The following is a 26,867-nucleotide window of genomic DNA, read 5'->3' on the forward strand; positions in this document are numbered from 1 at the left end:
TCACTCATATGTTCGTCGACGCTTGCAGCATGGCGCGCCTATTGCGCTGTCCCCATCCGGATCGCGCGAACCGTCCGATTTGGTATTAGGCGCAACCGGCCGATGCTTTCCAGATCACACCACGCTCACCCTGGCCTGAGACATAGCTCCCGACATTGCCATGATCGCGCAATTGGATAGATTGCTTGCTCCGCCGGAAAGGGTGAAAGGTGGCATCCAAAGAAGGGCACAACCTATTGGACGATTCCGCGACCCAATGCGCGTATTGCGGGTTCACGATGCAATTGGATGCACGCTTTTGCGGTGGCTGCGGGCGGCCAAGGGCTGCTCCAACTGCGCTTGGCGTTCATGCACTCTCATTCCTGCAATCGCAAATCCCGCCAGAACTCGCTGAGCGTATCATGCGGTCCGGCACATCCATGCTGGGCGAGCGCAAACGTGTCACTGTCCTGTTTGCCGATATCCAGCGGTCGACCGAACTCATCGACCAGTTGGATCCAGAAGAAGCGCTGGAAGTTATTGGCCCAGTGCTCAAGCGGCTGATGGACGCCGTGCATGAGCACGATGGGTTGGTCAATCAGACGCGCGGTGACGGCATTATGGCGCTCTTCGGCGCCCCCATTGCGAGCGAAGACCACGCCGTCCAGGCCTGCCGCGCAGCACTGGCTGCGAGAAATGCAATCATCGAATTCAATCGTCTGCATCAGCGCTCGATCAGTATCAGAATTGGCCTGAATTCCGGACAGGTCATCATTCATTCGATCGGCAACAATCTGGCGATGAACTATGACGCCGTCGGAAAAACGGTTCACCTCGCCGCCAGAATGGAAGCGCTTGCCTCCCCTGGCTCGATCAAGTTGTCGTCCGACACCTTCCAACTCGCGAAGGGCTTCATCAGCGCATTGCAGCTCGGGCCCGAAAAAGCCAAAGGGGTCGCCGAGCCGGTGGAGACCTATGAACTGGTGTCGATGCGGCCGCGCACACGCTGGCAGGCTCGCTCATCCGGCGGCCTCAGTCCGCTGATCGGACGTCGGACAGAATTAGATTCCCTCAAGAAACTGCTGGATAACGCCGCTGCGGGACACGGACGCGCGGTGACCATTGTCGGCCCTGCCGGGATCGGCAAATCGCGTCTGGTCCATGAGTTCATCGCCAGCGTTCCAGAAGAATGGCTCGTCCTGCAGACGACCTGCGCTTCTCAACGCGCGAACTCCAGCTACTATCCCGTCAGCACGTTGATACGTGAGCTCTTCGGCGTACGCGCCGAGGATAGCCCCGCCTCAGCTGCCAGCCGGACCAGCACCCGTGTTGCCCGCCTCGATCCAAATCTGCCCCCACATCTTCCGGCCATCCTCTCGCTCCTGGATCTCAACAGCGAGGACGAAGACTGGAAAAAGCTTGAGCCATCCGAAAGACGCAATAAGGTCATCGACGCCATGAAGACGCTCGTCTTCTCGCAGGAACGGTTGACGCCCTTGCTCATCCTGATCGAGGACATCCACTGGGTCGATGCCGAAACCCAGCTCATTCTGAACAGCATCATGGGGATGCTCGATAGCGCCCGGGTCCTCGTGGTCGTCACGCAACGCCCGGAACGCATCTGGTCCGGTCGAGCGGTTGAACGCCTGGACATCGCGCCGCTCAGCGAGCCGGACGGTGATCAACTGCTTGTATCGCTGTTGGGCGATGACGGAAGTCTGGGCTACATCAGACGACGTGTCCTCGCGAAAGCGCAAGGCAATCCACTCTTCGTGGAGGAACTGGCCCAGGCACTCAAAGATACGAAGGTGCTAGTCGGCGATCCGGGCCGCTACAAAGTCAGCGATGGATCGTCTAATATCAAAATCCCCGAGACCATTCATTCCGTTCTGGCATCGCGTATCGACCTACTCGATCAAGCGACGAAATCGCTTTTGCAAATGTCCGCCGTGATCGGCAAAGACATCTCATTGATCCTGCTGTCCGGCATGGTTGGAACTGATCCCGACGAACTGGCTCCTCGTCTTCTGGCGCTGGAGTCGGGGGATTTTCTCAGAATGGCCACTGCCTCCGGCACCGTCGAATATTCGTTCAAACATGAGCTCACGAGAGAAGTGGCCTACGGCATGATGCTACTCAGCGTCCGTCGCTATCTCCACGCCAAGGCGATCGAAATTATCGAGCTTCGATTCGCCGACCGTCTCGACGAGTATATCGACCGACTTGCCGACCACGCGTTTCTCGCTGAGCTATGGCAAAAGGCAGTTCCGTATCAGTTGCGGAGCTGCCGTCGAGCAATCAAGCGTGGCGCCAATCAGGATGCGATCGCCATTTACGAGCGTGGCCGCGAAACGCTGGCGCATTGGCCGCCGTCATCGAAGAAAACCATCTCTGAAATAGATCTGCATCTGACGGTGATTACGGCGCTCGAACCAATCGGCATGCATCAACGTATTGCCGACGTCTTGCGTGAGGCGCGCCGGCTGGCCGAAGAATCCCGGGAACCATGGCGGATTGCGGCGGTGAATTGTCAGTTGACAGTCGCACTCTGGAGACTTGGCTATCACGTCGAAGCCATGACTGCTGCCCAAACGGCACAGTCGATCGCAGAGAAGATCGGCCAACCCGTCCTGACCTTTGCCGCTCTCCACAATGTGGGCATCATCCACCATGAAACCGGCGACTTCACGCAATCGCTTGCGTATCACGAAAAATGTCTCGCGATCGAAACGCCAGAGATCGACGAGAAGCGCGCTGGATGGGCCGCGCTTCCCAGCGTGATGCTTCGGACCTTCATGGCCGATTCACTGATCGATCTCGGTGACTTCTCTCGCGCAGAGGCTCTTGCAAAAGAGGCAAGGCTGTTGGCGGTGGCGGCGAACCACTCGTATTCACGCGCCAACATTAATCATGTTTTTGGTCGGCTCCGGATCGCGCAAGGGCGCCCTGTCGAAGCGCTCGCGCTGCTGAATGAGAGCTGGCAGACATGCCTCGATCTTGAGATGAAACAGATGTACCCGGTCTTCGCGTCCCGGATGGGCGAAGCCTATCTCGCATTGGGCGATGTCGAATCTGCGCTCAACATCCTCGCAGTGCCTGAAAAGCTGGATATTCCGCTCGCTGAACACGCATTCGGCTGGCGCTTTCTGTTCATCGCTCAAGGTCGTGCTTTCCTTGCCGCCGGCCGCAGCAAGGAAGCCAAAGCCGTAGCTGAAAGAGCGCTAGCACTGGCGGAAGAGCGCGGAGAATTGCCGCAGCAAGTCTACGCCAAGAAGCTTCTGGGCGACATTGCCCATATTCTCGATACGAGCAACACGACCACCGCAGAACGATACTATCGCGAAGCGCTCGGTCTCGCCGAACAGTGCTCCATGCAGCCTTACACGACGCTCTGCAACGATGCGCTTGCCACCTTGGTTGCCTGAAATCAGACCCTGGCTGCGAGCTCAATCGGCCAGGGTGCGGATGGCATTGATACCCGGCAGGAAAAAGTACGCCCCACCGCGCACCGTGACAAAGGGGCGAGGTTTTCCGATATGGAGATTGAACGGTCTCTGCTGAATGACGAGTTCATCTCCGTCATGGGCAACATGGCTAATCGGATCGGTCCCGACGGGCAGTCCCCCGAACTGAGGATTGTTCAGCCACGAATGCTGGATCATCTCGAACTGGCCAGCGATATCGGCGTTCAACGCGATGAACGCCGTCCCGCGCCGAGAACCCTTGCCGGTTGTCTCGTCCTGCTCGCCGCGCCTGGCTCCATAGGGCCGGCCGCGCCTGATAATGCGATGCATCTTGGACAGCTTCAGTGCGACATCCGGGTCGGAGCCAATGGCATCGCGCGGATTGGCACGGCGAATATGCGCACCAATCGGACAGGCCATCCCTGACTCGTCTTCGTAGGCGTAAAGAAAATCATTGCGTTCGGGTGCCGACGGTGAATCGGCGCCGGCACGCACCAGCGGCGCACCGTTGCGGTACCGACCGATCAGCCGTGCCGCAACCTCCTCTGTCGCCTCGACATCGGCTTTGCCATGCATTCGGGTAGCGATGCTGGCAACAAATTTCTCGAAGGCGTCCACGTCCTGCTCCAGTTGCCGGAACACCAGGTAGGTTCCGTTACGCAGCAGATCACGCAGATTGGAGCCGGGCTTCACGGATTGGCTGCTGATGCGCTCCCGACGTTCATTGCGATAGCCGAGCACAAATTCGCCTGGCTTGACCAGGGAGATGCGGCGGTCTTTTGCGCTCAGGACCTTGTCTCTTTCGCCACTGCCCGCGGGGGTGTGACAAGACTTGGCTTTTTTCTCGTTCTTGGCGTTTTCCTCGCTTCGGATAGCCAGGGGCGACCCCTCGATGATCGGCTGCGAGATGCCGTCGACGAAGCCGAAATGCTCCTTGGCATCGTCATAGAGGCGGCCATGGACGATGACGGGCCGGCCGTTGCCTTGGTCACCAGTCACAACAACGTCGGCAACGCCGTTCATCGCGCGCTGCTCCGCCTGGACTAGGGCCTGCAACACATGTTCTTCGGATGCATAAAGCAACAGCATGCCGTGCACCTCGGCGGACGGCCCCCATCCACCCCACTCCCATCGGCACGGTGAGCTTTCTCCCGCGTCGCCGAGAAGGCCGGAGCGTCGGGGCATCCGTCTGCCAGACGTCGGCTTCGGCGCCATGCCTTCGAGAAATTCCACGGAGAAGTCCGACAGCTGATACTCGTCGAGATCTAGCTCCTGGAGGCCGCTGGCAGTGATGGCCAGATTGATCGCCGTCCGATCGCCAACACGCATGGCCTTAAGTGCCCGGATGTTCGTCGGCGGTAACTGCAGATCCGTCGCGCCGTCATCTTCCCCCTCAATCCTGTCCGCGCGCATCAATCGCTCGGCCAGATCGCGCAGCCAGCGCTTGGCAGCATCCCGCTGGCCTGGAAGAAAGTGCCAGGCCACATAGGCGGAGTACGGCAATTGCGGATAGCCGCTTAACAGCAGCCCCTGCACATCATGCCATTCGATTTTTTCCGTGTTCATGGTTTTTCAAAGACGTTGGAGGAATCGATCGATAGCCGGCGAACTCAACGGAGCGAACAGATCTTGTCTGGTATCGGTGTTCGCATTGATGCCGACAACACCGAGCATAGGATAGGCGCCGTACCAGACGATGGTTTCCACTTGGCTCTGCCGCACATAGGCCTTGAACGGCCTCGCATCCTGCGCGCCTTGCCAGAACAGAAAACGCGTGGGCGGAAAACCGTAGCGTTTCCCTGCCGCGTTCACGAACGTATTGGTCCAGATCGCATTCAGCCCCTTCACGGCGGCCAGATCGATGAACTCGTTGAGGTAGCTCTCCCAGGCACCGCCGAAATTGTCGAGAAATAGCAGACGCCGGCCACCATCGATCAGCACCCAGCGCGCCGAGAGGATGGTTGGGATGCCGCCAAGCTCGCCCTTGTTGAACCAGAATTTCGCGAGAACATTGACGGCGAACAGGGCCAGTCGAAGGATCCAGTATCGAAGGACACCCGGCTTCACACAGGTGATGCTGGCCAGATGATTCTGGTACCGGTTAATTCCGGCTTCCTCGCGCGCATATTTGCGCGCGTTGTCGCGAGCCCGGATTAAAAGACCCGCGGGATGTTCAAACGTCGTCCTGTCGCGATACTCGAGTGCCCCAACCGCGCACAGAGCCAGCAGTCCGACGAGATAGCCGGCCATCACGCCGCTCCATCCCAACAGAACCATCAGAAGCCAGCCGTAAGTGAGCGATCTGGCCATTCCAGCCACGTTGCTGATGACCGTTTCCGGCAGCAGCGCTGCAACGAGCAGGACGCCGACCGAGACCAGAAGGAACATGGCGAACTGGATAACATCCAATGCCATACGCCGCAGATTCTCGCGCGTCTTGCTGAGAGGCTGAAGCTCGACCATCAACTGCAGCGATGTCGTGCAATACCAGCCGACGAGCAACAGCCCCCCAATACAGACAAGCTGGAACATGACCACCAGCACCGCACCCAGCGACATCAGGATCCCACTCGGACCATCCACCAATATCCCGGCCCATGTCGGTGATCTGTCAACGCCGGAGATGACCGCGAGCGTGACAACACCGATGAGCACACCGAGCAGCGCGTATCGTGTAACGACCGCCAATTGCAGCGGAAAGCGCCAGAACAGATGCTGGTCGCGGGTATTTTTGCTCGCACTCCGGAGAAGAAGTTCTGCCGCCCGGACCACCAGCCACATCACGCTCAATAGCATCAAGCCGGTCAGCGTTGCCGGCTGTATGACTTCGGTGAGCTGTGAGACCCACGGCAATGCCGATACCTTTGTATCGAGATGCTGCGTTGCGTGACCGACCGTCTCAAGCCATAGCGGCAGCACCGCGTAGAGCGCTGATGGTCGATAGCCCAAAGCCCAGCACACGAGTGCGCCCAGAGCGCATGCCAGCAGCGCAACGACGATACCAGCCGCAACGGCGATCTGGGTTCGAAGCGTCATCTGCCATGGCAATTGCGCCGGCTGCTCTGCCCAGCGATTGTCGGCACTGCCGCGAATGCACTCTCGTGTCACGTGATCGAGCAACCCAGCCGGGCGACCGGGCAAGATCGCATCGACGAGAAATCGCGCCGAAAGAAACGACACGATTCCCTTCCGAACGCTGTTCTCGCCTTTGACCTGCACCACCGTGCGGCCGGGACTGCCACTAAAGAACGTATTCGCACCGACGTCTTGGCGCTCCCAATACTCCCGGACCAGATTTGGGGTCGTTGTTCCTGACAAGGGATAGCCGACACACCGGCGGTAGACCTCGTCGAAACCAATTGGTGCATACTTTAACAGCTCATCCAGAAAACCCGCTCTCGGGCCATCGAACGTTGCCTCGAATACGAGACAAGGCCCGCCCCCGTCGGCAGCGTCCAGGATGACAAAACTACAAAAATGCAGACCTGCAATCTTGTCGAATGGAAACAATGGGCGGCACTCAAGAAACGCTGCCTCACCGCCAAACTGCGGGTCGGCATTGTCGCGAAGATAGCCCCTGCACCATTCAACTTTGGACGGTTCGATCGGCGTGATGATCGTTGTGAAATTCGGATTCAATGGACGGGCTCCGATCCATTCGCATTGAACGTCACGCGCAGCGAGCAAGGTGCTGGCCCGTCGTAGCCGACCTGACCGCCCTGTCCGGGCGCGCGCGCCAGACCCGGCAGGCGCATCAGCGCGCGGACGATCTCCAGCATGACCACGTCAGCAATGTATTTGCCGAAACAGTGGCGCGGCCCGAAACCGAAATGAAAGTAACTCTCGATGGGACGATCGCGAAATGTGAGCGGGTCTGGAAATGCTTCGGAATCGAACATGGCCGCCAGCGGCGGTGCCAAGACAAGCGTCCCGGCAGGCACCCGCCGGGCCCGCGGGGTGCCGTTGGCGATGATCGTATCACGCGGGCATGTTCGCACCAGCAAAGGCAGCATCGGACGAAACCGCATGGCTTCATAGATGCAGCCACGTAACGCCTCCCGCGCCGCTGCGAGCTGGCCATTCGGCGCATCAGCGGCGACCGATCCTTGATCGGTGTGGATCGCACGCTCGAGTGCAGCGGACAGTGCCTGAGCATGCGCCAAAGCCCCGGCCTGCTCCAGCAACTGATCCACGGCATGGGTGACACCGCGGATAATGGTGGCTCCGCCCGTCGCAACCAGCCCGGTCAGATAGCAGCGAATCCATTCCTCATCAAACCAGGGCGGGTTGCCCGGCTGACCATGGCGGCGCTGCAACCGTGCCAGCAGGCTGTGAGCTGGAATGGATGGGTGCGATGCGGCGGCAGTAGTGGGGCCGCCGGATCCAAGCTGCTGCGTCAGTTGACAGGTCAGATCTGCGATATCGGCGCGAGACCGGCTCCACGGAAGCGAACCAACTGGCGGGTTGACCATAATGATGCCGGCCAGATTCCGCATGACGCCTGCCATTCGCTGCCGGTCTCCATTCAGTGGAGGGACGCCAAAGTATTCGGCCAGGACGGCAACCATCACCGGCTCCGCCAGATCGGCGACAACGTCGATCTGGCCCGAGTCCTTCAATGCCTCGATGCAGGACTGGCAATTCTCGGAAGCGATCGTCCGGATGAGCCGGGCATCAGTCTTCTCGACCACGCTCTGCAGCATTTCCCTCTCGCGGGCATGCTGCTCTCGCCCATCGACCGTCATCAGAAACGGTCCCCAGGGCATTCCGGGCTCGATGGTGTCGCCCAGTTCAAAGTCGTCGAAGCGTTCGAGCACCTCGCGTACATCGCTGGCCTTTGTCGCCACAAGGACGTTGCCGACGACCGCGATGGGCCGCACGACGCGCAGCACCGCGAAGACCGCCTTGAACAACCGAAGATGGGAGAGCACGTGGCAGGACAGCCGATATTTGACGAGCTCGCCCCACATACGCAGGCGTCGTCCGAAGCGATCCACAGCGCTGGCGCCACCTGGATCGAGTCCATTGGGATCAGTCAGCTTCGAGCCGGATGTGCCGGTTGCCGACTGATCCGGCGTATCGTCGCCAACCACCTGATCCCGGAATAATTTCAATGAATGTTGATCCTGGCCGTCTGCCGGCAGCACCAGATCCTTGGTCTCGCGAATCCCATGCATCGGTGCGCCTATTCGGCTCGGGTTGGAGTGCTCAGCATTAGAACAAGAGCGTTTGTAGTTGTAGAACTATCTATATTCCATCGAAGATAGCTCGCCAAAACTAGGATTGTTGTCAGATTTGCAAGCCGCAACAACCAGCCGCTGGCCAGCGCCATCATGGCCGACACGTTAGCTGCCGCATTTCCCCGCGTCAGTGAACTAGATCACAGACAGCCGTCCATTCATTCGCATAGTAGCCTTATGGAGGCCAAATGCGACCAACGACAACACAACAACTTGCCATCGAAGCCATGCTCAACAGTCTGCTGGGGCCGCGTGTTTACGACCGCTTGTGCCTGGGTATGAAAGTCGGAGGAATGGATGAGGACGTCCTCTACGTCTTTGTCTCCAATGAAGCCTGCGCAGCGGAGATCGAAGCGGTTCACACGGATGATTTTGCCCTGGCCGCCGAGCACGTGCTGAATCAGCCCGTCCGCTGCGTGAACGTCATCCCATACGATTTCTCGGATCTATCGAGCCCATAGCGGACGCCCCTCACCTTTCACCTTTAAGGGGAACCAACCCTTCGCGTTAGCGAGCTCACTGTCGCCACACGCAGACGAGCCGCCCATTCGGGATGGGGGCTCCCACCGATCTGGCGTCTAGAAGCTCTTTATCGGGTTGCCGAGCAGCACCGTGACAGCCAACACTACAACGACGCCATAGAGGATAAACACCCCGAGTGTGAGGCGCCGGTAAATGCGGCGATAGGTTTGCTCCAATTCGTCGACGGATGCCATGCCGAATACCTCCTGATACCCGGCCACTAATGGGCCAAACACCAGCGAAGTCATGTGAACCACATCACACCTTGAGCGGCCGCCCCGACGCATCAAGGGTTGCAGGCTCGGCTTCGGCAACAGCCGCTAGCGCCTTCGGCTTGAGGATGGCGATGCTGCCGGGCTCAAGGCGGATCCACCCTTTCAAGGACCAGGCACGAAGTTGCTTGTTGATGCTTTCTCTAGTCACTCCGACCATCTCGCCGATCTCTTGTTGAGTGACGATAAAAGGACGGCCGACGTCGGAAGGCTCGTGCTTCGAGGCCAAACCGATCAGCAGGTTCGCTAGCCGCGCAGGCAGGTCCTGCAGAATGACATGCTCGACCTGTTCACTCGTCCAGCGCAGACGGGCGCAAAGCAAGTGAATGAACTTCATGGCCAGCATCGGTTGGGATTCGATAAATGGAAAGAAATCTCGCCGGTCGATCACGATAAGCTCGCAATTGGTGTGAGCAATCGCATCGGCCGTTCGCGCAAGCCCGTCGAGCAACGCGATCTCCCCGAATACCTCACCTTTCGTCACAAGATTGAGGATGGCGCTGCGTCCCTCAGATGAGGCGACGCTCATCTTGACGGCGCCGCTCACCACGACGAAGAGACTATTGCCGGGATCTCCTCTCACAAAGACGGTCGCCCCGCGTTTGAACTTTCGGAAGCTCGCATACTGGCATAGTTGATCTAATGCCTTGGCGTCGAGATCAATGAAAAATGGATGACTGCGTAGTATCGACAATCGGGGATTGATCTGAGAAACGCCTCGCGCCATCACAAGTGCTGCTCCATGCCAGAAATATTCAAAACAAGGCTAGACACATTGGTAGTGTGACGAAGCCCCCTCTCAAGGGTCATAGCCTGCCATGAAGACTTTAAGAAGTGACGCAGGATTTTATCGCGAATAATGGCAGAAAACGACGAGGAGTTTTGCACTGATACCAATGATTTCTTTGCGCCCAGAAGCTGCCATTCGAAGTCGGCCGGCGGACTGTATAAGAAATGCGTATTTCTTATACAGTCCGCGCTTCGGATATCTTCTTGTTTCTTTCTTATACAGCCGGCTGCACGCCCAATGATTGGATAGAAAAATGCAGTTTCTTATGCAGTTGACCAACGGAAAGCAGCTCTCACGCCAGATATCTAGAGCTTAGGCCGGGCGTAGCTGGCTGTTGTAGAGCCTCAGTGTAAATGTATGCTCGACTTGCTTCTCGGAATCTCCGCCGACCACCACGTTGTCCGGCACCTTGCCGTATCCCCACTCCCACAGAAGCTTGCCCCACTTGTCGTCGCCCTGGAGGGCTTTGAGCAAGCCGACGATGATGGTCGTCTGTAAGGGCTTCTTATCGTTATCGACTGCTTTCTTGATGGTGCCCGCAATGGCGGGCGGCAGTAGTTCTTCGCCTTCGAGTATCCGGCGAATCTGGGGCTGGAAAACTAAAGATGCAGCCGTTTAAGAAGCCGCCTTCCGTTGCCAAGCCGGCGCTATACACGCGCAAAATATGAATAGCTGAAGCACTCCGGTTTCTTTGAACTTGGCGCTCGCTGTCAAGGGCTGTAGCGCCTAACATAATGCGACGCTGGAAACGGGATGCCGACCCGATCACGATGTCGCTGAAACACCGCATGTTGAAAAGTGGGGCGTTGTCGAGGAGCACCGGCGGAGAGCCAGCGGTGGCGCTCTGGCGCGAGGATGCCGAGCGATGCACGACTCCTGAATGAAGTTATCCGGAAGGCCTGACCCACAACGTGTGAATTCGGCACGCAGACTCTATGCGTTCGCGGCTACCAACGCGACAGGAGCATAGATCCGATCGCCGACGTCCGCCCAAGCGTCACCACGCTTATTTGGCGAATATTCGACAGATTTTATGATAGGCACGTAAGCGATTGAAATCATTGGCGCTCCGTAAGGGAATCGAACCCTTATTTTAGCCTTGAGAGGGCCATGTCCTAACCGTTAGACGAACGGAGCGTGCGCGGGAGGGGATAGCCGGGAATGGCGGTGGCTGCAAGATGCTGTCGCCCCCTCGCCCACTTATATGGTTATGGTTCGCAGGCGAACCCTTGGGGTTCGTTTTGGCGACCCCTTGGGGTTCGCAAGCGAACCTCAGGGCTCGCTGGCGAATTTCAGCGTTCCAGCGGGTTTCAGGCTCTTGGCGTCGAAAGTGCGGATTTCGGTGCTGCCGCCGACGTCCAGCGTCAGCACGATCCGGTCGCCGGCTACCCCCGCGGAGAGGATTTTGGCGCCTTTCGGCAGAGTCGCGGTCGTCGCCGACGTCACAGTGCTTCCATCCGTGCGGAAAAGGCGGTAGCCGATCACGACGAGCAGCGCGCCGACGCCCAAGGCGGTGGTCAGGCCCGCGATCAGCATCATGCGGCGGACGCGCGCGATCATGGCGGCCTGTTCAAGGGTCGGTTCGGGCGCGCTATCGGCGGCGGGCTGGGTCATGCAAACACTCGTCTCTTAATTCACGGCTCTCGAAGCAACACGCTTCTGTCAGGTAAGGCTTTACGGAATGAACGATCAACGGCTGGATGTCACCGTGCAGGGCGATGAAGGCTCGACCCGGCTCGATCGCGTGCTCGCCGTGCGCAGCCCGGCTTTGTCGCGGTCGCGGCTGAAGGCGCTGATCCTCGCCGGCCAGGTGACGATCACCCGGTCTTCGCAAGACCCCACCCCCGTGCGCGACCCCGCTTATCATGTCGCTGCCGGCGATACGATCACAATCGACGTGCCGCCCGCCATCGCGCCGGAGCCCGAAGGCGAGGATATCGCCCTCGATATCGTGTTCGAGGACGAGGACATCATCGTCATCAACAAGCCCAAGGGGCTCGTTGTGCATCCCGCCGCCGGCCACGAGACGGGCACGCTGGTGAACGCGCTGATCGCCCATTGCGGGGCATCCTTGTCGGGGATCGGCGGCGTCAAGCGGCCGGGCATCGTGCACCGGCTGGACAAGGACACCACCGGCCTGATGGTGGTCGCCAAGAACGACGCCGCCCATGCGTCGCTGACGGCGCAATTCGCCGATCACGGCCGCACCAACGAGATGCGGCGCGGCTATATGGCCTTTGCCTGGGGTATCCCAAACCGGCCGCGCGGCACGGTGGAAGCGCCGATCGACCGGCATCCCCATGCCCGCGAGAAAATGGCCGTCCGCGAAGGCGGCCGCGATGCCGTCACCCACTGGGAAGTGCTGCAGGAATTCCCCGACCGCCACGGCAAGCCGATCGCCACCCTGCTCGCTTGCCAATTGGAGACCGGGCGGACGCACCAGATCCGCGTGCATCTGGCGCATATCCAGCATCCGCTGATGGGGGATTCGGTCTATGGCTCGCATTTCAAGACCAAGGCGTCGTCGCTGGGCGTAAAGAGCCGCGCCGCGCTGGAAGCGCTCGACCGGCAGGCGCTTCACGCCTATTTGCTGGCTCTGGAGCACCCTCGCACGGGCGAGATTCTGGAGTGGACCAGCGAGCTTCCTCACGATCTGGCGGTTCTGAGAGCCCATATGGCCGTGCCAGAATGACGCAGATGCATATAAAAAAGTAAGCCTTTCCAAACGCTTATATTGGCCCCACGGGAACGTGACAGGGAATTCACTTTCAATACGCTTGTAGTAGGGTGTATGTTGCACCTGCGTCAAATGAGACGCGGAACATCGCAGCCAGGGCGGCTTTAACAAAGCGCTCGCTGCCTGGCCCGCCGCTATCGGGGGTCTGAACCACTGGAGGGCATCATAATGGCCCGTACAGCTACCCTTCCGGTTCTCAATGGAGAATCCGGCCTCTCGCATTACCTCGCCGAGATCCGCAAGTTTCCGATGTTGGAACCTCAGCAGGAATATATGTTTGCCAAGCGTTGGCGCGAGCACGACGATCGCGACGCGGCACATCACCTTGTGACCAGCCATCTGCGACTCGTCGCCAAGATCGCCATGGGCTATCGCGGCTACGGTCTGCCGATCTCCGAAGTTGTCTCGGAAGGCAACGTCGGTCTGATGCAGGCTGTGAAACGCTTCGAGCCGGAGAAAGGCTTCCGCCTGGCCACCTACGCCATGTGGTGGATCAAGGCCTCGATTCAAGAGTACATCCTGCGTTCGTGGTCGCTCGTGAAGATGGGCACCACCGCGAACCAGAAGAAGCTGTTCTTCAACCTGCGTAAGGCGAAGAGCAAGATTTCCGCCCTGGACGAAGGTGATCTTCGCCCCGACCAGGTCAAGCTGATCGCCACGCGTCTCGGCGTGACGGAACAGGACGTGATCGACATGAACCGCCGCCTCGGTGGCGACGCGTCGCTCAACGCACCGATCCGTGACGACGGCGAAGCCGGCGAATGGCAGGACTGGTTGGTCGATAACTCGCCCAATCAGGAAACCATCATGGCGGAGCACGAGGAGTTCGATCATCGCCGTCAGGCGCTGAACGGCGCCATCGGTGTCCTCAACCCGCGCGAACGGCGCATCTTCGAGGCCCGTCGCCTCGCCGATGAACCGATGACGCTGGAAGATCTCGCCTCGGAGTTCGGCGTCTCGCGCGAGCGTGTCCGTCAGATCGAAGTCCGTGCCTTCGAGAAGGTGCAGACCGCGGTCAAGGGCACCATCGCCAAGGCGGAAGCTGCCGCTCTGGAAGCTGCGCACTAACAGGCGCGGTTGATACGACAAATACGAAAGCCGGCGGAAACGCCGGCTTTTTTGTTGGGGTCAATTATCTGATCGGCTTCGCCAGCGCTTCTGTCCGGTCGCGCTCGGTCATGTCGATTACCGTTTCGACGGGTGCCGTCAGTTCATAGACATAGGACACGTCGGTGAAGTAGCGCTTCGCCGTACCACCCAGCGCTTCCGGCGCCACGCGATCGAGCAGCACCAGACCGAAATCGCTGTCCGGGCGCCGCGTTGCTTCGCTGGTGTTGAACTCTTCCCAGCGGAAATTGAACAGCCCATCCGGCTCGCTGCCCGTAATCTCCCAATGCGCAACAATATGCGGATGCTTGCCCACCAGCGACAGGCCCTCGTCGGAATGCGAGGCCAGTTCGAAGAACAGCAGCGACAGGCTCTGCGCGGCGCGCGCGCTGACAACGATGTCCGGCCCTTCCAGTGCGATACGGTCGGCATGCGGGATCGCACGCGCCTCGAACAGACCCTTGAGCTGCACGCCCTGCCACTGGCTCTCGCTCAGCAGCGACACGACATTCGACATCGCGTGAATACGGCCGATCAGGAGATCGCGCGCATTGTCCACGTCGGAGCCGTGGCGCAGCGTGCGCGTCACGATGGACTGGATCACCGCCAGGATGTTCTTCACGCGATGATTGAGCTCGTCGATGACGGCGGTCAGGCGACGTTCGAAGCCAATGCGTATCTCCACCTCGCGCCGCAGCCGCAGATTGGCGTAGGAGACATAGCCGAACAGCCCGCAAACAATGGCCGTCAGCGCCAGGCCAAACCCGCCGACGATGATCGCGGTGCGCTGCGCGCGCAGCTCGGTATTGACCTTCGGATAATAGCCCAGCGACCAGTCACGCCCGCCGAACGAAACCGTGCGCAGGACTGCCAGCGCAGGACCATTCGCCACCAGCGGGCGCGCCGTTACCCTGCCATCGTCATCGGCGACGATTTCGCCGTCAGCGACGCGCGGATCTTTCAGCGCCACCGAGAACAATGACATCTCGTCATTGGCCAGCATCAACGGTCCAAGTTCATAGGAGAACGACACGAAGCCGGCCGGCGCGGGATCACCTTCGGGCACAACTGGCGTCACCAGTACCAATCCCAGCGGTCCATCGGGCTGCTGCAGCGGCGTGGGGCTGGAGGCGACCGGCTTGCCCTCGTTCACGGCGCGCACCAGCGTTGGCCCTGTGACGGGAGAGAAATTCAGGGCGCGACCGGCGAAGCCTTCGGTGACGGAATTGCGCGGCTCCACATCCATCAGCACGTCGAGCGGCTGCCCCAGCGCCCTGGCATCCAGGCGATCGTCGTTGTAGCTGCGGATCGTAGGATTGCGGTAGCCGGCACTGGCTAGCTCCGCGCTGGCGGCCGCGAATTCGTTCGGCTGCAGGCGAGCGATCCAGGCGGCAATCGCGAAATCGGTCTTGAAGGCGTAGATCGAGGCCCGCAACGGCTGCAGCATATTGGCCTTCATGACCGTCGGCGCACGAAACAGCCCGGCTGCGACGCGCGCCAGCAGTTCGCGCTCGGTCAAACGCTCCTGCACCAGGCTGGCATGGATATCCACGGCCCGGCCCAGCGCGATATTCTCGATCGCCAGCTCCTGGTCATGCACGCGATAGGCCGCAAGGCCGGAGAGCAGAGCTCCGACCAGTGCCAGTAATGCGATGATGAAACCAAGCCGGACCACACGGATACTCGGGAAATTAGGACGTTGCTGCCGGGTCAGCGGCTCAGGAGTATGCCAATCATGCCGGAACAATTTGGTTCCAGCCCGATGGAAATTATTTCCGGACCGGACAAATCTTGAAAAACAGGCTTAACGCAATATCACACGACACATTAGCCGACGGGCATCGACCAGCCCGTCGTTATAGCCAACCCAATATGAACGCCTCAAGTCGAAGCCCGCTCGTGAGAACTACGGCAGAGGCCTTATTCACAAGTCTCAGGCGACCGCCTTGGCCTTAAGGCCGCCCTTGCTCTCAATGAATGAGATAATCCGGTCGAGACCTTCCTGCGTCTTCATGTTGGTCATCACGAAGGGCCTGACCCCGCGCATCCGTTTGGCGTCGACGTCCATCTTCTCGAGCGAAGCCCCGACATAGGGCGCCAGATCGATCTTGTTGATCACCAGCAGGTCGGAGCGCGTGATACCCGGCCCCCCCTTGGAGGGGATCTTGTCGCCGGCCGCAACGTCGATGACATAGATGGTGATATCGGCCAGTTCCGGCGAGAAGGTCGCCGCGAGGTTGTCGCCGCCGGACTCGATCAGCACCATGTCGAGATCGGGAAACTTGACGCGCATGTCGGCAACGGCGGCGAGGTTCATCGAGGCGTCCTCGCGGATCGCCGTATGCGGACAGCCGCCAGTTTCGACGCCAGCAATGCGATCCGCCGTCAACGAGCCCGAGCGCACCAGATATTCGGCATCCCACTTCGTGTAGATGTCATTGGTGATCGCCGCGATGTCGTAGCGCTCGCGCATGGTCTTGCACAGCAAATCCATCAGCGCGGTCTTGCCGGAGCCGACGGGACCGCCAATGCCGACGCGGAGCGGACCGTGAAAACTGGACATGTCAGGGGTGCTTTCGGTTGAGGATGAAGCGACGGCCCTCATCCTGAGGAGCGGCGGCTTCGCCGCGTCTCGAAGGATGTGCCAAGCAACTCATGGTTCGAGACGCGCGCCAAGCGGCGCGCTCCTCCAGCCGGAACGCGATTGCGTTCAGGCGACCATGAGGGGTCAGGTGTGTGATTTGAGCTGGAGCCATCATGATCTGAACAGCCGCGTATATTGCGTCTCGTGACGCATGCTGGCGATGTCAGAGCGGAACGTCGCGCCGCCGAGATCGTCGAGGGATGCGGCCATGGTGCGATGGCCTGTGGTGACGACGACGGGCTCAAGCGCAGCCAGCACGCGCTGGCTGTCGGTCTGACCGAGCGGCACCAGCCGCGCGCCAGCGGAAATCCAGTTCGAGACCACCGCGTGAAAAAAACCATGCATCGTTGCCGACAGCGGAACGCCATGGGCAGCGCTCACAAGTCCGACGGCAACGGGATAGACAATCGGGCTGTCGCATGTCCCGATCAGCCGCTCCATACCCTCATGCGACCAGGCATTGCGCGCGATCTCGATGAAGGCCTTGCCTTGCGTAGTGGTCTCCAGCTGACGTTCCCTTGACGGCACGAAGGCGCTGGCGAGTTCGGCAACCTCGCGCAATGCCTTGTCGTCGCCGTCAGATGCCGCGCGGTGCACATGCGCGAGAAACACGCCATCGCAAAACCCTGCGCCATCGGACAGCATCGCCGACAACCAGTCCTGCAGGCTGGCAGCATCGGTGATGTCGCCTGCTTCCACCGCCCATTCGATACCGCTGGAATAGGAAAACGCGCCGACCGGAAAAGCCGGCGACAGCCAGGTCATCAGCCGGTACAGCGCAGCGCCTTCGTCGGCAGACAAGGCGGGAGAGTCGTTCGGCGGGCTGTCGTCCGCCGCTTTATTTGTGGTCATGAGCATGAGAATGACCGTGGTGGTCGTGCTTGCTGTCGTGATCATGATGATGATCGTGATCGTGACCGCAATGCTCGTCATGGACATGCTGGTCATGGCCATGACCGGCATGACCGTGCGCGTCATGGCTGTGGCCATGGTGGTCGTGCCCATGATCGTCGTGACTGTGTCCATGATCGTGATGAGCATGATCATGATGTCCATGACCCGCCGGCTCATGCGCAGCGGCATAGGCGCCGCCTTCGGGATCGAACGGCGCGTCGATCTCGATCACCTTGGCTCCGAGGCCCTTGACCATCTCCTCGATCACATGGTCGCTGCGGATACGCAGCCCCTTGGCCATGATCTGCGTCGGCAGATGGCGGTTGCCGAGATGCCAGGCGAGCCGCACCAGATGGCCGGGATCGGTACCCCGGATTTCGATCAGCGGCTCCGGCGCTGCGACCACCTCGATCAGGCGGCCGTCTTCCAGCACCAAAGCGTCGCCGCCCCGCAGGGCGACGGCGTTTTCGAGATCGAGCAGGAATTCCAGTCCGCGCGTCCCCGTCATCGCCATGCGGCGACGATGACGATCGTCGAAATCGAGAACGACGGTATCTGCCGCCGCCTCTGTCCAGTTGTATTGGCCTTTGACCTCAGTCGCGCGGATCATGAACTCTCTCGTTTGGTTTAACGCACCACGACGTCAGCCGGGGTGATGATTTCGATCTTCGGAGGCGCGTTGAAGCATTTCACCGCGACGCGGCCGAAAGTCTTCATATGTTCCTGCGTCCGGTGCGGCACCAGCGCCTCGGCATTCTCCCATTGCTCGACGAACACCATGCGGGTCGGATCGGTGACGCTCTCGTGCAGATCATAGGCAATGTTACCCGCTTCCTTGCGGGTCTCGGCGATGCAAGCCTTGGCAGCTTCGATCAGTTCGGCACGGGCTTCGGGTTTCACGGACAAAGTGGCAACGACGTAGATCAAGGGGGAGTCCTCCCGGTTTGTTGTTGTGGCTAAGAATGCCGGGACGGACATTAGGGGGGAATGCGAGGGGGAGGAAGGGGGCTTTCGAAGACCTCTCATTCATCGTTCCCGCGAAGGCGGGGACGATGAATGAGCTCATCTCAATACATAAAGTACCTCTGCGCCATCGGCAGCACTTCTGCCGGCTCGCAGGTCAAAAGCTCGCCATCGGCCCTCACCTCATAGGTCTCCGAATCCACCTCGATCTTCGGCGTCGCGCCGTTGTGGATCATGCTCTTCTTCGAGATGCCGTCGCGGACATTTTCCACCGCATAGAGCGACTTCTGAATGCCGAGCTTCTTGGCGAGACCGCCGGCCACCGCCGCCCCCGATGTGAACACCACCGACGATTGCGTCAGCGCACGGCCAAAGGCGCCGAACATCGGCTGGTAGCGCACCGGCTGCGGCGTGGGAATGGACGCGTTGGGATCTCCCATTGGCGCCGCGACGATGGAGCCGCCCTTGATCACCAGATCCGGCTTGACGCCAAAGAACGCCGGCGACCACAGCACCAGATCCGCCATCTTACCCTTCTCCACCGAGCCGATCAGCTTCGACACACCATGGGCGATCGCCGGATTGATCGTGTATTTCGCGATGTAGCGCTTGACGCGGAAATTGTCGTTGTTGCCCTTGTCTTCCTTGAGCGAGCCGCGCTGCTTCTTCATCTTGTCGGCGGTCTGCCAGGTCCGGATGATCACCTCGCCGAGCCGGCCCATGGCCTGACTGTCCGACGACATCATCGAGAGCGCGCCGAGATCGTGCAGGATGTCCTCGGCAGCGATCGTCTCCTTGCGGATGCGGCTTTCGGCAAATGCCAGATCTTCCGCAATCGACGGATCGAGATGGTGGCAGACCATCAGCATGTCCAGATGCTCATCGATGGTGTTGCGCGTGAATGGCCGTGTCGGATTGGTCGATGACGGCAGCACGTTCTTGAGGCCCGCGACCTTGATGATATCGGGCGCATGGCCACCGCCGGCACCTTCGGTATGGAAAGCGTGGATGGTGCGGCCCTTGAAGGCCTTGATGGTGTCCTCGACGAAGCCAGACTCGTTCAGCGTGTCGGAATGCAGCATCACCTGCACGTCGTAGTCGTCGGCGACGCTGAGGCAGTTGTCGATCGCGGCGGGCGTGGTGCCCCAGTCCTCGTGCAGCTTCAGCGCACAGGCGCCGGCATTGATCATTTCCACCAGCGGCGCGGGCTTCGAGGCATTGCCCTTGCCGGAAATGCCGAGATTGACCGGGAACGCATCGAAGGACTGGATCATCCGCGCAATGTGCCATGGACCGGGCGTACAGGTCGTCGCGAAGGTGCCGTGCGACGGGCCGGTGCCGCCCCCGAGCATCGAGGTGACGCCGGACATCAGCGCGTGTTCGATCTGCTGCGGGCAGATGAAATGGATATGGCTGTCGAAGCCGCCGGCGGTGAGGATCTTGCCCTCGCCCGCGATCACATCGGTGCCCGGACCGACATTGATGGTCACGCCCGGCTGGATATCGGGATTGCCGGCCTTGCCGATGGCGTGGACCAGGCCGCCCTTGAGTGCCACGTCGGCCTTCACGATCCCCCAGTGATCGACGATCAGCACGTTGGTAATGACGGTATCGACCGCGCCCAGCGCGCGTGTCGCCTGCGACTGCCCCATGCCGTCGCGGATCACCTTGCCGCCGCCGAACTTCACCTCCTCGCCATAGATGGTGAAGTCCTTCTCCACCTCGATGATCAGATCCGTATCGGCGAGCCGCACGCGGTCGCCGGTGGTCGGGCCGAACATGTCGGCATAGACGGAGCGTTTGATTTTCACGGGCATGAGATCAGGCCTTCCCAACGGTGGAAGATGAGGAGAGTGGATTCGAACGCAGCGATGCCGCCGGGAACGCAAACATCCCGATCAGTGTGCAGCCTGCGCCTTCGTTCATTGACGGCGTCGCCCGCCACTTCCATAGCTTCACGCACCCCAACAAGGCGCGCGGCGTCGGGATCTGAAGCGGAGACCGATATCGTGAGATGGAAGAACGTCTATCCATTTGCTGCGGCATGCCTGCTGTTCGCGCTGACGTTCTGGCTATACATGACCCGCGTCATGTGGCTCGGATTTCCGGACGGCTTCATTCCCGAACTGGACGCTGCCGAAGCGATCCTCGTCACCTGGTTCAACTGGTTCAGCATCGCTCTGGGCATCTGGTTCGTGATCCTCGGCATCCGATCGTTCCGTGACGATGTCGGACGTTGGTCATTGTACAGCTGTCTTCTGTTCGTATCGGTCGTCCTGATATCGCTGACCATCGATCGATATTTCCGCTCGTTCATGATGGACAGCGCCGGCGGCTAGGCGCTCAGAGCTTCCCCATCACATCGCCGCGGAAGCCGTAAACCGTGCGCTTGCCAGCGAGTTCGACCAGTTGCACGTCGCGGCTCTGGCCGGGTTCGAAACGCACCGCAGTGCCGGCGGCGATGTCGAGACGCATGCCGCGGGCCTTCTTGCGGTCGAATTTCAGCGCGGGATTGGTCTCGAAGAAATGATAGTGCGAGCCGACCTGGATCGGCCGGTCGCCGGAATTTGCCACCGTCAGCGTGACGGTCTTGCGGCCGGCATTTAGCTCGATCTCGCCGTCCTGGATGAAGAGTTCGCCGGGGATCATGTGACCTCTCGATTTTCTCGGTGTCATGGCCGGGCTTGACCCGGCCATCCACGCCTTAGAGCGCTGAAGATGGATGCCCGGGTCAAGCCCGGGCATGACGGAGTTTGAACTAGCGGATCGGTTCGTGCACCGTGACGAGCTTCGTCCCGTCGGGGAATGTCGCTTCCACCTGAATGTCGTGGATCATCTCGGCGATGCCGTCCATGCATTGCGCGCGGGTGATGACCTCGGCGCCGGATTTCATCAGCTCGGCAACGGTGCGACCATCGCGTGCGCCCTCGACGATGAAATCGGAAATGATGGCGATCGCTTCGGGATGGTTGAGCTTGACGCCGCGCTCGAGCCGGCGGCGCGCCACGATTGCGGCCATCGAGATCAGGAGCTTGTCTTTTTCGCGGGGGGAGAGATTCATGCGAACACTCTGATAGGTTTAGTTGAGCCACATGCGCGGCAGCATCGCGCATGATCGTCCAAGCACCGCCATCATGTCGGCGCGCAGCTTGGCCGCATCTTGTGCACAGAAGCGGGCCATTGCAAAGCCGTTCCAGCAGGAGATACCAACTTCACCGCCAGCGCCATCCGTGGCTTCGCGTAGCCGCTCGATGAGCGCTTCATCGCCGGGCACGATCAGCGCCGTGCCGATGGCCACCGCGCCATTGCCGATTGCCGGCCGGGCCAGTTTCGCGGCGATATCGCCATCCAGCCGCACGTTTTCCGCGAACACCAGCCTGCCACCGCGACGCAGGCGCCAGCGATCGACGAAAGACCCCGTCTGCATCACCTCACCCATGGCCGCACGACCGAACACCACGATCTCGCAAAGCAAAAGCGTCGCGCGATCGGCCAGATCGATATCGATGCGCCTGATGGTGCGGGCCTGGTCGAACAGGATGGTTTCCTGCGGCAGCCAGGACAGATGCGCGCCGGCCTCGGCCTTCAGCGCGATATTGATTTCGGCCGCGGGACCATGGGAGCGATAAACCTTCTCGGCGGCGGCGGTCGTCACAGTCAGGCTGGTGCCTTCGCCGGCCGCGATGTCGATATCGAAACGGTCGCCGCCTGCCGCACCGCCGGCGGTATTGACGAACATCGCAGACAGGCCGTGATCTTCGGGGGACGGAAAGCGCACGCGCAGCGAGCCGGATTCATGCAGCTGGCGGCGGCGCGTCTTGCCCTCCGCCAGATGCACGTCGAACTTGACCGCACCGCGGGCACGGTTGGCCGCAAAAATCGCCGAGGACGATGAGATCGCCGATGACGACAGCGTGGTGTTGTCAGCCTGCATGCATTCTCCGGCTTTGAGCCCGCGTTACAGCGCCATCTGGCGGCTGATCTCGGCGGGATCGAGCGTACTGCGGTCGCAGGTGTATTTCACCGCGCCGCGATCCATCACGGCGAAGTTGTCGCCGAGTTCGCAGGCAAAGTCGAGATACTGCTCCACCAGGACGATGGCGATATTGCCGAGGGAGCGCAGATAAGAGATGGCGCGGCCGATATCCTTGATGATCGAGGGCTGGATGCCTTCGGTCGGCTCATCCAGCAACAGGAGCTTCGGTCGCATCACCAGCGCACGGCCGATGGCGAGCTGCTGCTGCTGACCGCCGGACAGATCGCCGCCGCGCCGCCCCAGCATCGAATTCAGCACCGGAAACAGCGAGAACACGTCGTCGGGAATGTTGCGGTCGACGCGCTTCAGCGGCGCGTAACCGGTTTTTAGATTCTCTTCCACCGTGAGCAGCGGAAAGATCTCGCGCCCCTGCGGCACAAAGGAAATGCCGCGCCGCGCCCGCTCGAACGGCTTCAGCGTCGAGATGTCCTGCCCGTCGAAAGTAATAGAGCCTGACGAGATCGCCTGCTGGCCGACCATGGCGCGCAGCAGCGAGGTCTTGCCGACGCCGTTGCGGCCGAGCACGCAGGTGACCTTGCCGGGCTCCGCCGAGACGGTGACGCCGCGCAGCGCCTGGGCTGCACCGTAATAGAGGCTGATATTATCGACTTTCAGCATATGACCTAATCCTTGCGCATGATCTGGTCCGAAAACCGGTTTCCACTTTTCGGGATCATGCGTCAGCGCCCCAAATACACTTCGACCACGCGGTCGTTGGTCGACACCTGATCGATGGTGCCTTCGGCCAGCACCGTGCCTTCGTGCAGACAGGTCACCTTGACGCCGAGTTCGCGCACGAAGGTCATGTCGTGCTCGACCACCATGACGGTCTTGTTGTCGCGGTTGATCGCTTTGAGCAATTCGGCGGTCTGATGCGTCTCGACGTCGGTCATGCCGGCCACCGGCTCGTCCACCAGCAGCAGCTTCGGGTCCTGCGCCAGCAGCATGCCGATTTCGAGCCACTGCTTCTGGCCATGCGAGAGATTGCCGGCGAGCCTATCGCGCGAGTCCGTGAGGCGAATGGTCTCAAGCACTTTGTCGATGCTCTCGGCTTCGGCACGATTGCTGCGCCAGAACAGCGTGCCGCGCACGGAGTGATCGACATTCAACGCCAGCAAAAGATTGTCATAGATGGTCTGGCTCTCGAACACCGTCGGCTTCTGGAATTTACGACCGACGCCGAGCTCGGCGATCTTGGTCTCGTCCAGCAGCGTCAGGTCGTGAATGCCGTCGAAATAGACATCGCCCTCGTCCGGCTTTGTCTTGCCGGTGATGATGTCCATCATCGTGGTCTTGCCGGCACCATTGGGGCCGATAATGGCGCGCATCTCGCCGGGCGCCAGCACCATCGACAGATTGTTGATCGCATGGAAGCCATCGAACGACACATGAACGCCGTCGAGATAGAGCTGTGCGGAGGTGATGCGCTTCTGCCGGGCCTCGGCTTCGCGCGCCGCCACCACGGGATCAATGATAGCGAGCGCGTGAGACGCAGGTGTTGCCGGGGCTGGCGTTTCAATCACGGTCATCACGCCTTCTCCGCCAGATGGGGTTTGGTGACGCCATCTTCCGCTGCGGCGCTATCGGCATTCGCGCTATTGCGGGCCTTGCGGCTTTCCGACCATGCATTGAAGGTGCCGATGATGCCCTTGGGCAGCAACAGCGTCACGAGAATGAACAGCGCACCGAGCATGAACAGCCAGTAGGGCGCAAGGGCGCCCGATGTGAACACCGTCTTGGCGTAGTTGACCACGACCGCGCCGAGCGCCGCGCCGACCAGCGTGCCACGACCGCCGACCGCGACCCAGATGACGGCCTCGATGGAGTTGGCCGGGGCGAATTCACCGGGATTGATGATGCCGACTTGCGGCACATAGAGCGCGCCCGCAACGCCGGCCATGCAGGCCGACAGCGTGAACACGAACAGCTTGTAGGATTCGACACGGTAGCCCAAGAACCTTGTGCGGGACTCCGCGTCGCGTATGGCGATCAGCACCTTGCCGAGCTTCGAGGTGACGATGGCACGGCAGACGAGGAAGCCGACGATCAACGCCAGACAGCTCAGCGCGAACAGCGCTGCGCGGGTGCCGTCGGCCTGCACGTTGAATCCGAGGATGTCCTTGAAATCGGTCAGGCCGTTATTGCCGCCGAAGCCGAAATCGTTGCGGAAGAAGGCCAGCAGCAGCGCATAGGTCATCGCCTGCGTGATGATCGACAGATACACGCCTGACACGCGGGAGCGGAAGGTGAGCCAGCCGAACACGAAAGCCAGGATGCCCGGCGCGATCAGCACCATCGCCGCCGCGAACCAGAACATGTCGAAGCCATACCAGTACCAGGGCAGCGCCTTGTAGTTCAGGAACACCATGAAGTCCGGCAGGATCGGGTTGCCATAGACGCCGCGCGAGCCGATCTGACGCATCAGATACATGCCCATGGCATAGCCGCCGAGCGCGAAGAAGGCGCCGTGGCCGAGCGAGAGAATGCCGCAATAGCCCCAGATCAGATCGATCGAGAGCGCGAGAATGGCGTAGCAGACATATTTGCCGAACAGCGCCATCAGATAGGTCGGCACCTGCAGCGGCGAGTCCGCCGGCAGCAGCAGGTTCGACAGCGGAATGAGGATGCCGACAGCGGCGACGATCAGCAGGAAAATCGTCGCGCTGCGGTCGAGCGTGCGGGTGAGGAAATGCGGCGTCATGAGGTGGCTCCGCAGTATGCCCAATTGTAGCTAGCACCGGCGCCAATGGTCCCCTCCCCCCTTGCGGGGGAGGGTGGCGCGTTAGCGCCGGGAGGGGGGTAGCCGCAAGCGCCGGAGCTTGGGGTGGGCCCCCCCCCCCCCCCCCCCCCCCCCCCCCCCCCCCCCCCCCCCCGGGGGGGGGGGGGGGGGGGGGGGGGTGCGGGGGGGGGGGGGGGGGGGGGGGGGGGGGGGGGGGGGGGGGGGGGGGGGGGGGGGGGGGGGGGGGGGGGGGGGGGGGGGGGGGGGGGGGGGGCGGGGGGGGGCGGGGGGGGGGGGGGGGGGGGGGGCCCCCCCCCCCCCCCCCCCCCCCCCCCGGGGGGGGGGGAGGGCCGGGGAGGGGGGTAACTACAAGCGATGGCGTGTGTGGCACCCCCCTCCCGGCGCTGCGCGCCACCCTCCCCCGCAAGGGGGGAGGGAAGAAAGCACACCGCGAATAATTTCTATGGCGCTGTCGGATGACGCCGATGCCGTTCGTCTTGGAGACAGCACTCTCTATTCGAACCACAGGACCCATTTCATGCCCGTTTCCCGTACCGCGCTCTGGATCGGCCGCATTCTCAGCGGCCTCGTCATTCTCTTTCTTGTGATGGATGGCGGGATCAAGCTGGTGCCGATCAAGGAGGTTACCGAGACCATGCAGCAGCTCGGCTATAGCGGCAGTATGGCGCAGGCGCGCGGCCTTGGCGTTCTCACGCTGCTCTGCGCATTGCTGTACGCGATCCCGCGCACGTCCGTTTTCGGCGCCATTCTGCTCACCGGGCTTCTCGGCGGCGCGATGGCGACGCATCTGCGTGTCGACAGCCCGCTGTTCACGCATCTGTTGTTTGGCTTTTACATCGGCGTGATGGCATGGGGTGGGCTGTACCTGCGCGATCCCCGTTTGCGCGCGATGATCCCGATCCGAAACCAGAGTTTTTAACCGGAGGAAAGAGCGATGCAGGTCAATCCCTATCTTCACTACAACGGCAATTGCGAAGAGGCCCTCAATTTCTATGTGAAGGCGATCGGGGCCAAGATCGATGTCATCATGCATGTGGAAGGCTCGCCTGCGGCGGAACAGATGCCGCCGTCGATGGCCAAGAAGGTGCTGCATGGCCAGATATCGGTCGATGGCGAGGTCATCATGGCCTCGGACGCGCCGCCGGACTATTTCGAGAAGATGCAGGGCATGTCGGTCTGTCTGCAGATCAAGGATCCTGCAGATGGCGCCAAGGTCTTCGCGGCATTGTCCGAGGGCGGCACCATCAAGATGCCGTTCGGCGCCACGTTCTGGTCAAAGGGATTTGGTATGTGTGTCGACAAATTCGGTGCGCCCTGGATGATCAACTGCGCGATGGAGTGATGTGAGGCGTACGCCGCTTTCTTACCTCTCCCCGCACCTGCGCGGGGAGAGGTCGCCGCGTCTTCGCGGCGGGTGAGGGGCGGGGCACGATGCCAACCGCTTGATTGGCGTGTAGGGCTCGCTTCCGCTACAAGGCG

At 60.9% G+C, this 26,867-nt stretch carries 26 protein-coding genes and 1 tRNA gene; 7 read left to right on the forward strand and 20 right to left on the reverse strand.

Going from position 1 to position 26,867, the window contains the following annotated elements; translation table 11 throughout:
- Positions 1-209: 209 nt before the first annotated feature.
- Positions 210-3,404, forward strand: a complete 3,195-nt coding sequence (locus tag AB8A23_RS28015; protein ID WP_439057455.1) for an ATP-binding protein — start codon at positions 210-212, stop codon at positions 3,402-3,404.
- Between the two features lie 21 nt (positions 3,405-3,425).
- On the opposite strand, the gene AB8A23_RS28020 is transcribed toward AB8A23_RS28015, so the two are convergent.
- Genes AB8A23_RS28020 through AB8A23_RS28030 form a run of 3 tightly spaced genes read right to left on the reverse strand, consistent with a single transcriptional unit; the run spans position 3,426 to position 8,620 of the window.
- Positions 3,426-5,009: a Dyp-type peroxidase gene (locus AB8A23_RS28020; protein ID WP_439057454.1), complete on the reverse strand. Its 1,584-nt coding sequence runs from the start codon at positions 5,007-5,009 to the stop codon at positions 3,426-3,428.
- Between the two features lie 6 nt (positions 5,010-5,015).
- On the reverse strand, positions 5,016-7,082 hold the full coding sequence (locus tag AB8A23_RS28025; RefSeq protein WP_439057453.1) for a hypothetical protein: 2,067 nt from the start codon (positions 7,080-7,082) through the stop codon (positions 5,016-5,018).
- Positions 7,079-8,620 carry a cytochrome P450 gene (locus tag AB8A23_RS28030; protein WP_439057452.1) on the reverse strand — a complete coding sequence of 514 codons (1,542 nt, stop codon included), beginning with the start codon at positions 8,618-8,620 and terminating at the stop codon, positions 7,079-7,081. Before AB8A23_RS28030 ends, AB8A23_RS28025 begins: the two co-directional genes overlap by 4 nt.
- A gap of 251 nt (positions 8,621-8,871) precedes the next feature.
- On the opposite strand from AB8A23_RS28030, the gene AB8A23_RS28035 reads away from it, so the two are divergent.
- Positions 8,872-9,144, forward strand: coding sequence for a hypothetical protein (locus tag AB8A23_RS28035; protein WP_147421613.1), 273 nt, complete (start codon positions 8,872-8,874; stop codon positions 9,142-9,144).
- 117 nt (positions 9,145-9,261) lie between these two features.
- Here the strand turns inward: AB8A23_RS28035 and AB8A23_RS28040 are convergent, their stop codons facing one another.
- The 5 genes from AB8A23_RS28040 to AB8A23_RS28060 form a co-directional block, all read right to left on the reverse strand.
- On the reverse strand, positions 9,262-9,453 hold the full coding sequence (locus AB8A23_RS28040; protein WP_089267543.1) for a hypothetical protein: 192 nt from the start codon (positions 9,451-9,453) through the stop codon (positions 9,262-9,264).
- A 10-nt stretch (positions 9,454-9,463) separates the two neighbouring features.
- Positions 9,464-10,204: a Crp/Fnr family transcriptional regulator gene (locus tag AB8A23_RS28045; RefSeq protein ID WP_439057451.1), complete on the reverse strand. Its 741-nt coding sequence runs from the start codon at positions 10,202-10,204 to the stop codon at positions 9,464-9,466.
- A 375-nt stretch (positions 10,205-10,579) separates the two neighbouring features.
- The gene (locus AB8A23_RS28050; RefSeq protein ID WP_439057450.1) at positions 10,580-10,741 is read right to left on the reverse strand and encodes a hypothetical protein; all 162 of its coding nucleotides are present in this window, start codon (positions 10,739-10,741) and stop codon (positions 10,580-10,582) included.
- 588 nt (positions 10,742-11,329) lie between these two features.
- Positions 11,330-11,404 (reverse strand) — tRNA-Glu (locus AB8A23_RS28055).
- A gap of 135 nt (positions 11,405-11,539) precedes the next feature.
- Positions 11,540-11,881, reverse strand: a complete 342-nt coding sequence (locus tag AB8A23_RS28060) for a hypothetical protein (protein WP_439057449.1) — start codon at positions 11,879-11,881, stop codon at positions 11,540-11,542.
- Between the two features lie 67 nt (positions 11,882-11,948).
- On the opposite strand from AB8A23_RS28060, the gene AB8A23_RS28065 reads away from it, so the two are divergent.
- Positions 11,949-12,959 (forward strand): RluA family pseudouridine synthase, encoded by a 1,011-nt coding sequence (locus tag AB8A23_RS28065; RefSeq protein WP_175366979.1) that lies wholly within the window; start codon positions 11,949-11,951, stop codon positions 12,957-12,959.
- 213 nt (positions 12,960-13,172) lie between these two features.
- Positions 13,173-14,072, forward strand: coding sequence for an RNA polymerase sigma factor RpoH (gene rpoH / locus AB8A23_RS28070; protein WP_089261507.1), 900 nt, complete (start codon positions 13,173-13,175; stop codon positions 14,070-14,072).
- Between the two features lie 64 nt (positions 14,073-14,136).
- On the opposite strand, the gene AB8A23_RS28075 is transcribed toward rpoH, so the two are convergent.
- The 6 genes from AB8A23_RS28075 to ureC all read right to left on the reverse strand — a co-directional run bounded on the left by AB8A23_RS28075 (position 14,137) and on the right by ureC (position 20,429).
- Positions 14,137-15,786, reverse strand: coding sequence for a CHASE domain-containing protein (locus AB8A23_RS28075; RefSeq protein ID WP_439057448.1), 1,650 nt, complete (start codon positions 15,784-15,786; stop codon positions 14,137-14,139).
- A 258-nt stretch (positions 15,787-16,044) separates the two neighbouring features.
- Complete coding sequence (ureG, locus tag AB8A23_RS28080) at positions 16,045-16,674, reverse strand: urease accessory protein UreG (protein ID WP_068733948.1); 630 nt, start codon at positions 16,672-16,674, stop codon at positions 16,045-16,047.
- 192 nt (positions 16,675-16,866) lie between these two features.
- A complete protein-coding gene (locus AB8A23_RS28085; protein ID WP_439060438.1) occupies positions 16,867-17,607 on the reverse strand; it encodes an urease accessory protein UreF in 741 nt (246 codons plus the stop codon).
- The gene (locus tag AB8A23_RS28090) at positions 17,594-18,259 is read right to left on the reverse strand and encodes an urease accessory protein UreE (protein ID WP_439057447.1); all 666 of its coding nucleotides are present in this window, start codon (positions 18,257-18,259) and stop codon (positions 17,594-17,596) included. The genes AB8A23_RS28085 and AB8A23_RS28090 overlap by 14 nt, the downstream gene beginning before the upstream one ends.
- A 17-nt stretch (positions 18,260-18,276) precedes the next feature.
- Positions 18,277-18,576, reverse strand: a complete 300-nt coding sequence (locus AB8A23_RS28095; RefSeq protein WP_439057446.1) for a putative quinol monooxygenase — start codon at positions 18,574-18,576, stop codon at positions 18,277-18,279.
- 140 nt (positions 18,577-18,716) lie between these two features.
- Positions 18,717-20,429, reverse strand: a complete 1,713-nt coding sequence (ureC, locus tag AB8A23_RS28100; RefSeq protein ID WP_439057445.1) for an urease subunit alpha — start codon at positions 20,427-20,429, stop codon at positions 18,717-18,719.
- A 192-nt stretch (positions 20,430-20,621) separates the two neighbouring features.
- Between ureC and AB8A23_RS28105 the strand changes: the two genes are divergently transcribed.
- Positions 20,622-20,951 (forward strand): hypothetical protein, encoded by a 330-nt coding sequence (locus AB8A23_RS28105; protein WP_439057444.1) that lies wholly within the window; start codon positions 20,622-20,624, stop codon positions 20,949-20,951.
- Between the two features lie 4 nt (positions 20,952-20,955).
- On the opposite strand, the gene AB8A23_RS28110 is transcribed toward AB8A23_RS28105, so the two are convergent.
- The 6 genes from AB8A23_RS28110 to urtC form a co-directional block, all read right to left on the reverse strand.
- The gene (locus AB8A23_RS28110) at positions 20,956-21,261 is read right to left on the reverse strand and encodes an urease subunit beta (RefSeq protein ID WP_231077862.1); all 306 of its coding nucleotides are present in this window, start codon (positions 21,259-21,261) and stop codon (positions 20,956-20,958) included.
- Between the two features lie 109 nt (positions 21,262-21,370).
- The gene (locus tag AB8A23_RS28115; RefSeq protein WP_068733936.1) at positions 21,371-21,673 is read right to left on the reverse strand and encodes an urease subunit gamma; all 303 of its coding nucleotides are present in this window, start codon (positions 21,671-21,673) and stop codon (positions 21,371-21,373) included.
- Positions 21,674-21,691: 18 nt separating this feature from the next.
- A complete protein-coding gene (locus AB8A23_RS28120) occupies positions 21,692-22,546 on the reverse strand; it encodes an urease accessory protein UreD (RefSeq protein WP_309947088.1) in 855 nt (284 codons plus the stop codon).
- Between the two features lie 24 nt (positions 22,547-22,570).
- A complete protein-coding gene (urtE, locus tag AB8A23_RS28125; RefSeq protein WP_115033620.1) occupies positions 22,571-23,266 on the reverse strand; it encodes an urea ABC transporter ATP-binding subunit UrtE in 696 nt (231 codons plus the stop codon).
- Between the two features lie 62 nt (positions 23,267-23,328).
- Entirely contained in the window at positions 23,329-24,168 is an 840-nt protein-coding gene (gene urtD, locus AB8A23_RS28130; protein ID WP_374725690.1) for an urea ABC transporter ATP-binding protein UrtD, read from the reverse strand.
- An 8-nt stretch (positions 24,169-24,176) separates the two neighbouring features.
- Positions 24,177-25,349, reverse strand: coding sequence for an urea ABC transporter permease subunit UrtC (gene urtC, locus AB8A23_RS28135; protein WP_309947091.1), 1,173 nt, complete (start codon positions 25,347-25,349; stop codon positions 24,177-24,179).
- 556 nt (positions 25,350-25,905) lie between these two features.
- Here urtC and AB8A23_RS28140 point away from each other — a divergent pair.
- Both AB8A23_RS28140 and AB8A23_RS28145 read left to right on the forward strand, forming a co-directional pair.
- Positions 25,906-26,307 (forward strand): DoxX family protein, encoded by a 402-nt coding sequence (locus AB8A23_RS28140; protein ID WP_439057248.1) that lies wholly within the window; start codon positions 25,906-25,908, stop codon positions 26,305-26,307.
- Positions 26,308-26,322: 15 nt separating this feature from the next.
- A complete protein-coding gene (locus AB8A23_RS28145) occupies positions 26,323-26,730 on the forward strand; it encodes a VOC family protein (RefSeq protein WP_116661152.1) in 408 nt (135 codons plus the stop codon).
- The last annotated feature ends 137 nt before the right edge of the window (positions 26,731-26,867 follow it).

Origin of the sequence: Tardiphaga sp. 619_E2_N8_4 (genome assembly GCF_051810905.1) — a bacterium.
In the GTDB taxonomy this organism is placed as follows: Bacteria; Pseudomonadota; Alphaproteobacteria; order Rhizobiales; family Xanthobacteraceae; genus Tardiphaga; species Tardiphaga robiniae.

Bases quoted from the DNA above. Each gene is read 5' to 3' on its own strand.
- AB8A23_RS28140 (WP_439057248.1), top strand. From the start codon at position 25,906: ATGCCCGTTTCCCGTACCGCGCTCTGGATCGGCCGCATTCTCAGCGGC.
- AB8A23_RS28145 (WP_116661152.1), top strand. From the start codon at position 26,323: ATGCAGGTCAATCCCTATCTTCACTACAACGGCAATTGCGAAGAGGCC.
- AB8A23_RS28090 (WP_439057447.1), bottom strand. From the start codon at position 18,259: ATGATCCGCGCGACTGAGGTCAAAGGCCAATACAACTGGACAGAGGCG.
- urtC (WP_309947091.1), bottom strand. From the start codon at position 25,349: ATGACGCCGCATTTCCTCACCCGCACGCTCGACCGCAGCGCGACGATT.
- AB8A23_RS28020 (WP_439057454.1), bottom strand. From the start codon at position 5,009: ATGAACACGGAAAAAATCGAATGGCATGATGTGCAGGGGCTGCTGTTA.
- rpoH (WP_089261507.1), top strand. From the start codon at position 13,173: ATGGCCCGTACAGCTACCCTTCCGGTTCTCAATGGAGAATCCGGCCTC.
- AB8A23_RS28120 (WP_309947088.1), bottom strand. From the start codon at position 22,546: ATGCAGGCTGACAACACCACGCTGTCGTCATCGGCGATCTCATCGTCC.
- ureG (WP_068733948.1), bottom strand. From the start codon at position 16,674: ATGTCCAGTTTTCACGGTCCGCTCCGCGTCGGCATTGGCGGTCCCGTC.
- AB8A23_RS28045 (WP_439057451.1), bottom strand. From the start codon at position 10,204: ATGGCGCGAGGCGTTTCTCAGATCAATCCCCGATTGTCGATACTACGC.
- ureC (WP_439057445.1), bottom strand. From the start codon at position 20,429: ATGCCCGTGAAAATCAAACGCTCCGTCTATGCCGACATGTTCGGCCCG.
- AB8A23_RS28040 (WP_089267543.1), bottom strand. From the start codon at position 9,453: ATGACTTCGCTGGTGTTTGGCCCATTAGTGGCCGGGTATCAGGAGGTA.
- AB8A23_RS28035 (WP_147421613.1), top strand. From the start codon at position 8,872: ATGCGACCAACGACAACACAACAACTTGCCATCGAAGCCATGCTCAAC.
- AB8A23_RS28110 (WP_231077862.1), bottom strand. From the start codon at position 21,261: ATGATCCCCGGCGAACTCTTCATCCAGGACGGCGAGATCGAGCTAAAT.
- AB8A23_RS28060 (WP_439057449.1), bottom strand. From the start codon at position 11,881: ATGACCCAGCCCGCCGCCGATAGCGCGCCCGAACCGACCCTTGAACAG.
- urtE (WP_115033620.1), bottom strand. From the start codon at position 23,266: ATGCTGAAAGTCGATAATATCAGCCTCTATTACGGTGCAGCCCAGGCG.
- AB8A23_RS28030 (WP_439057452.1), bottom strand. From the start codon at position 8,620: ATGCATGGGATTCGCGAGACCAAGGATCTGGTGCTGCCGGCAGACGGC.
- AB8A23_RS28065 (WP_175366979.1), top strand. From the start codon at position 11,949: ATGAACGATCAACGGCTGGATGTCACCGTGCAGGGCGATGAAGGCTCG.
- AB8A23_RS28085 (WP_439060438.1), bottom strand. From the start codon at position 17,607: ATGACCACAAATAAAGCGGCGGACGACAGCCCGCCGAACGACTCTCCC.
- AB8A23_RS28115 (WP_068733936.1), bottom strand. From the start codon at position 21,673: ATGAATCTCTCCCCCCGCGAAAAAGACAAGCTCCTGATCTCGATGGCC.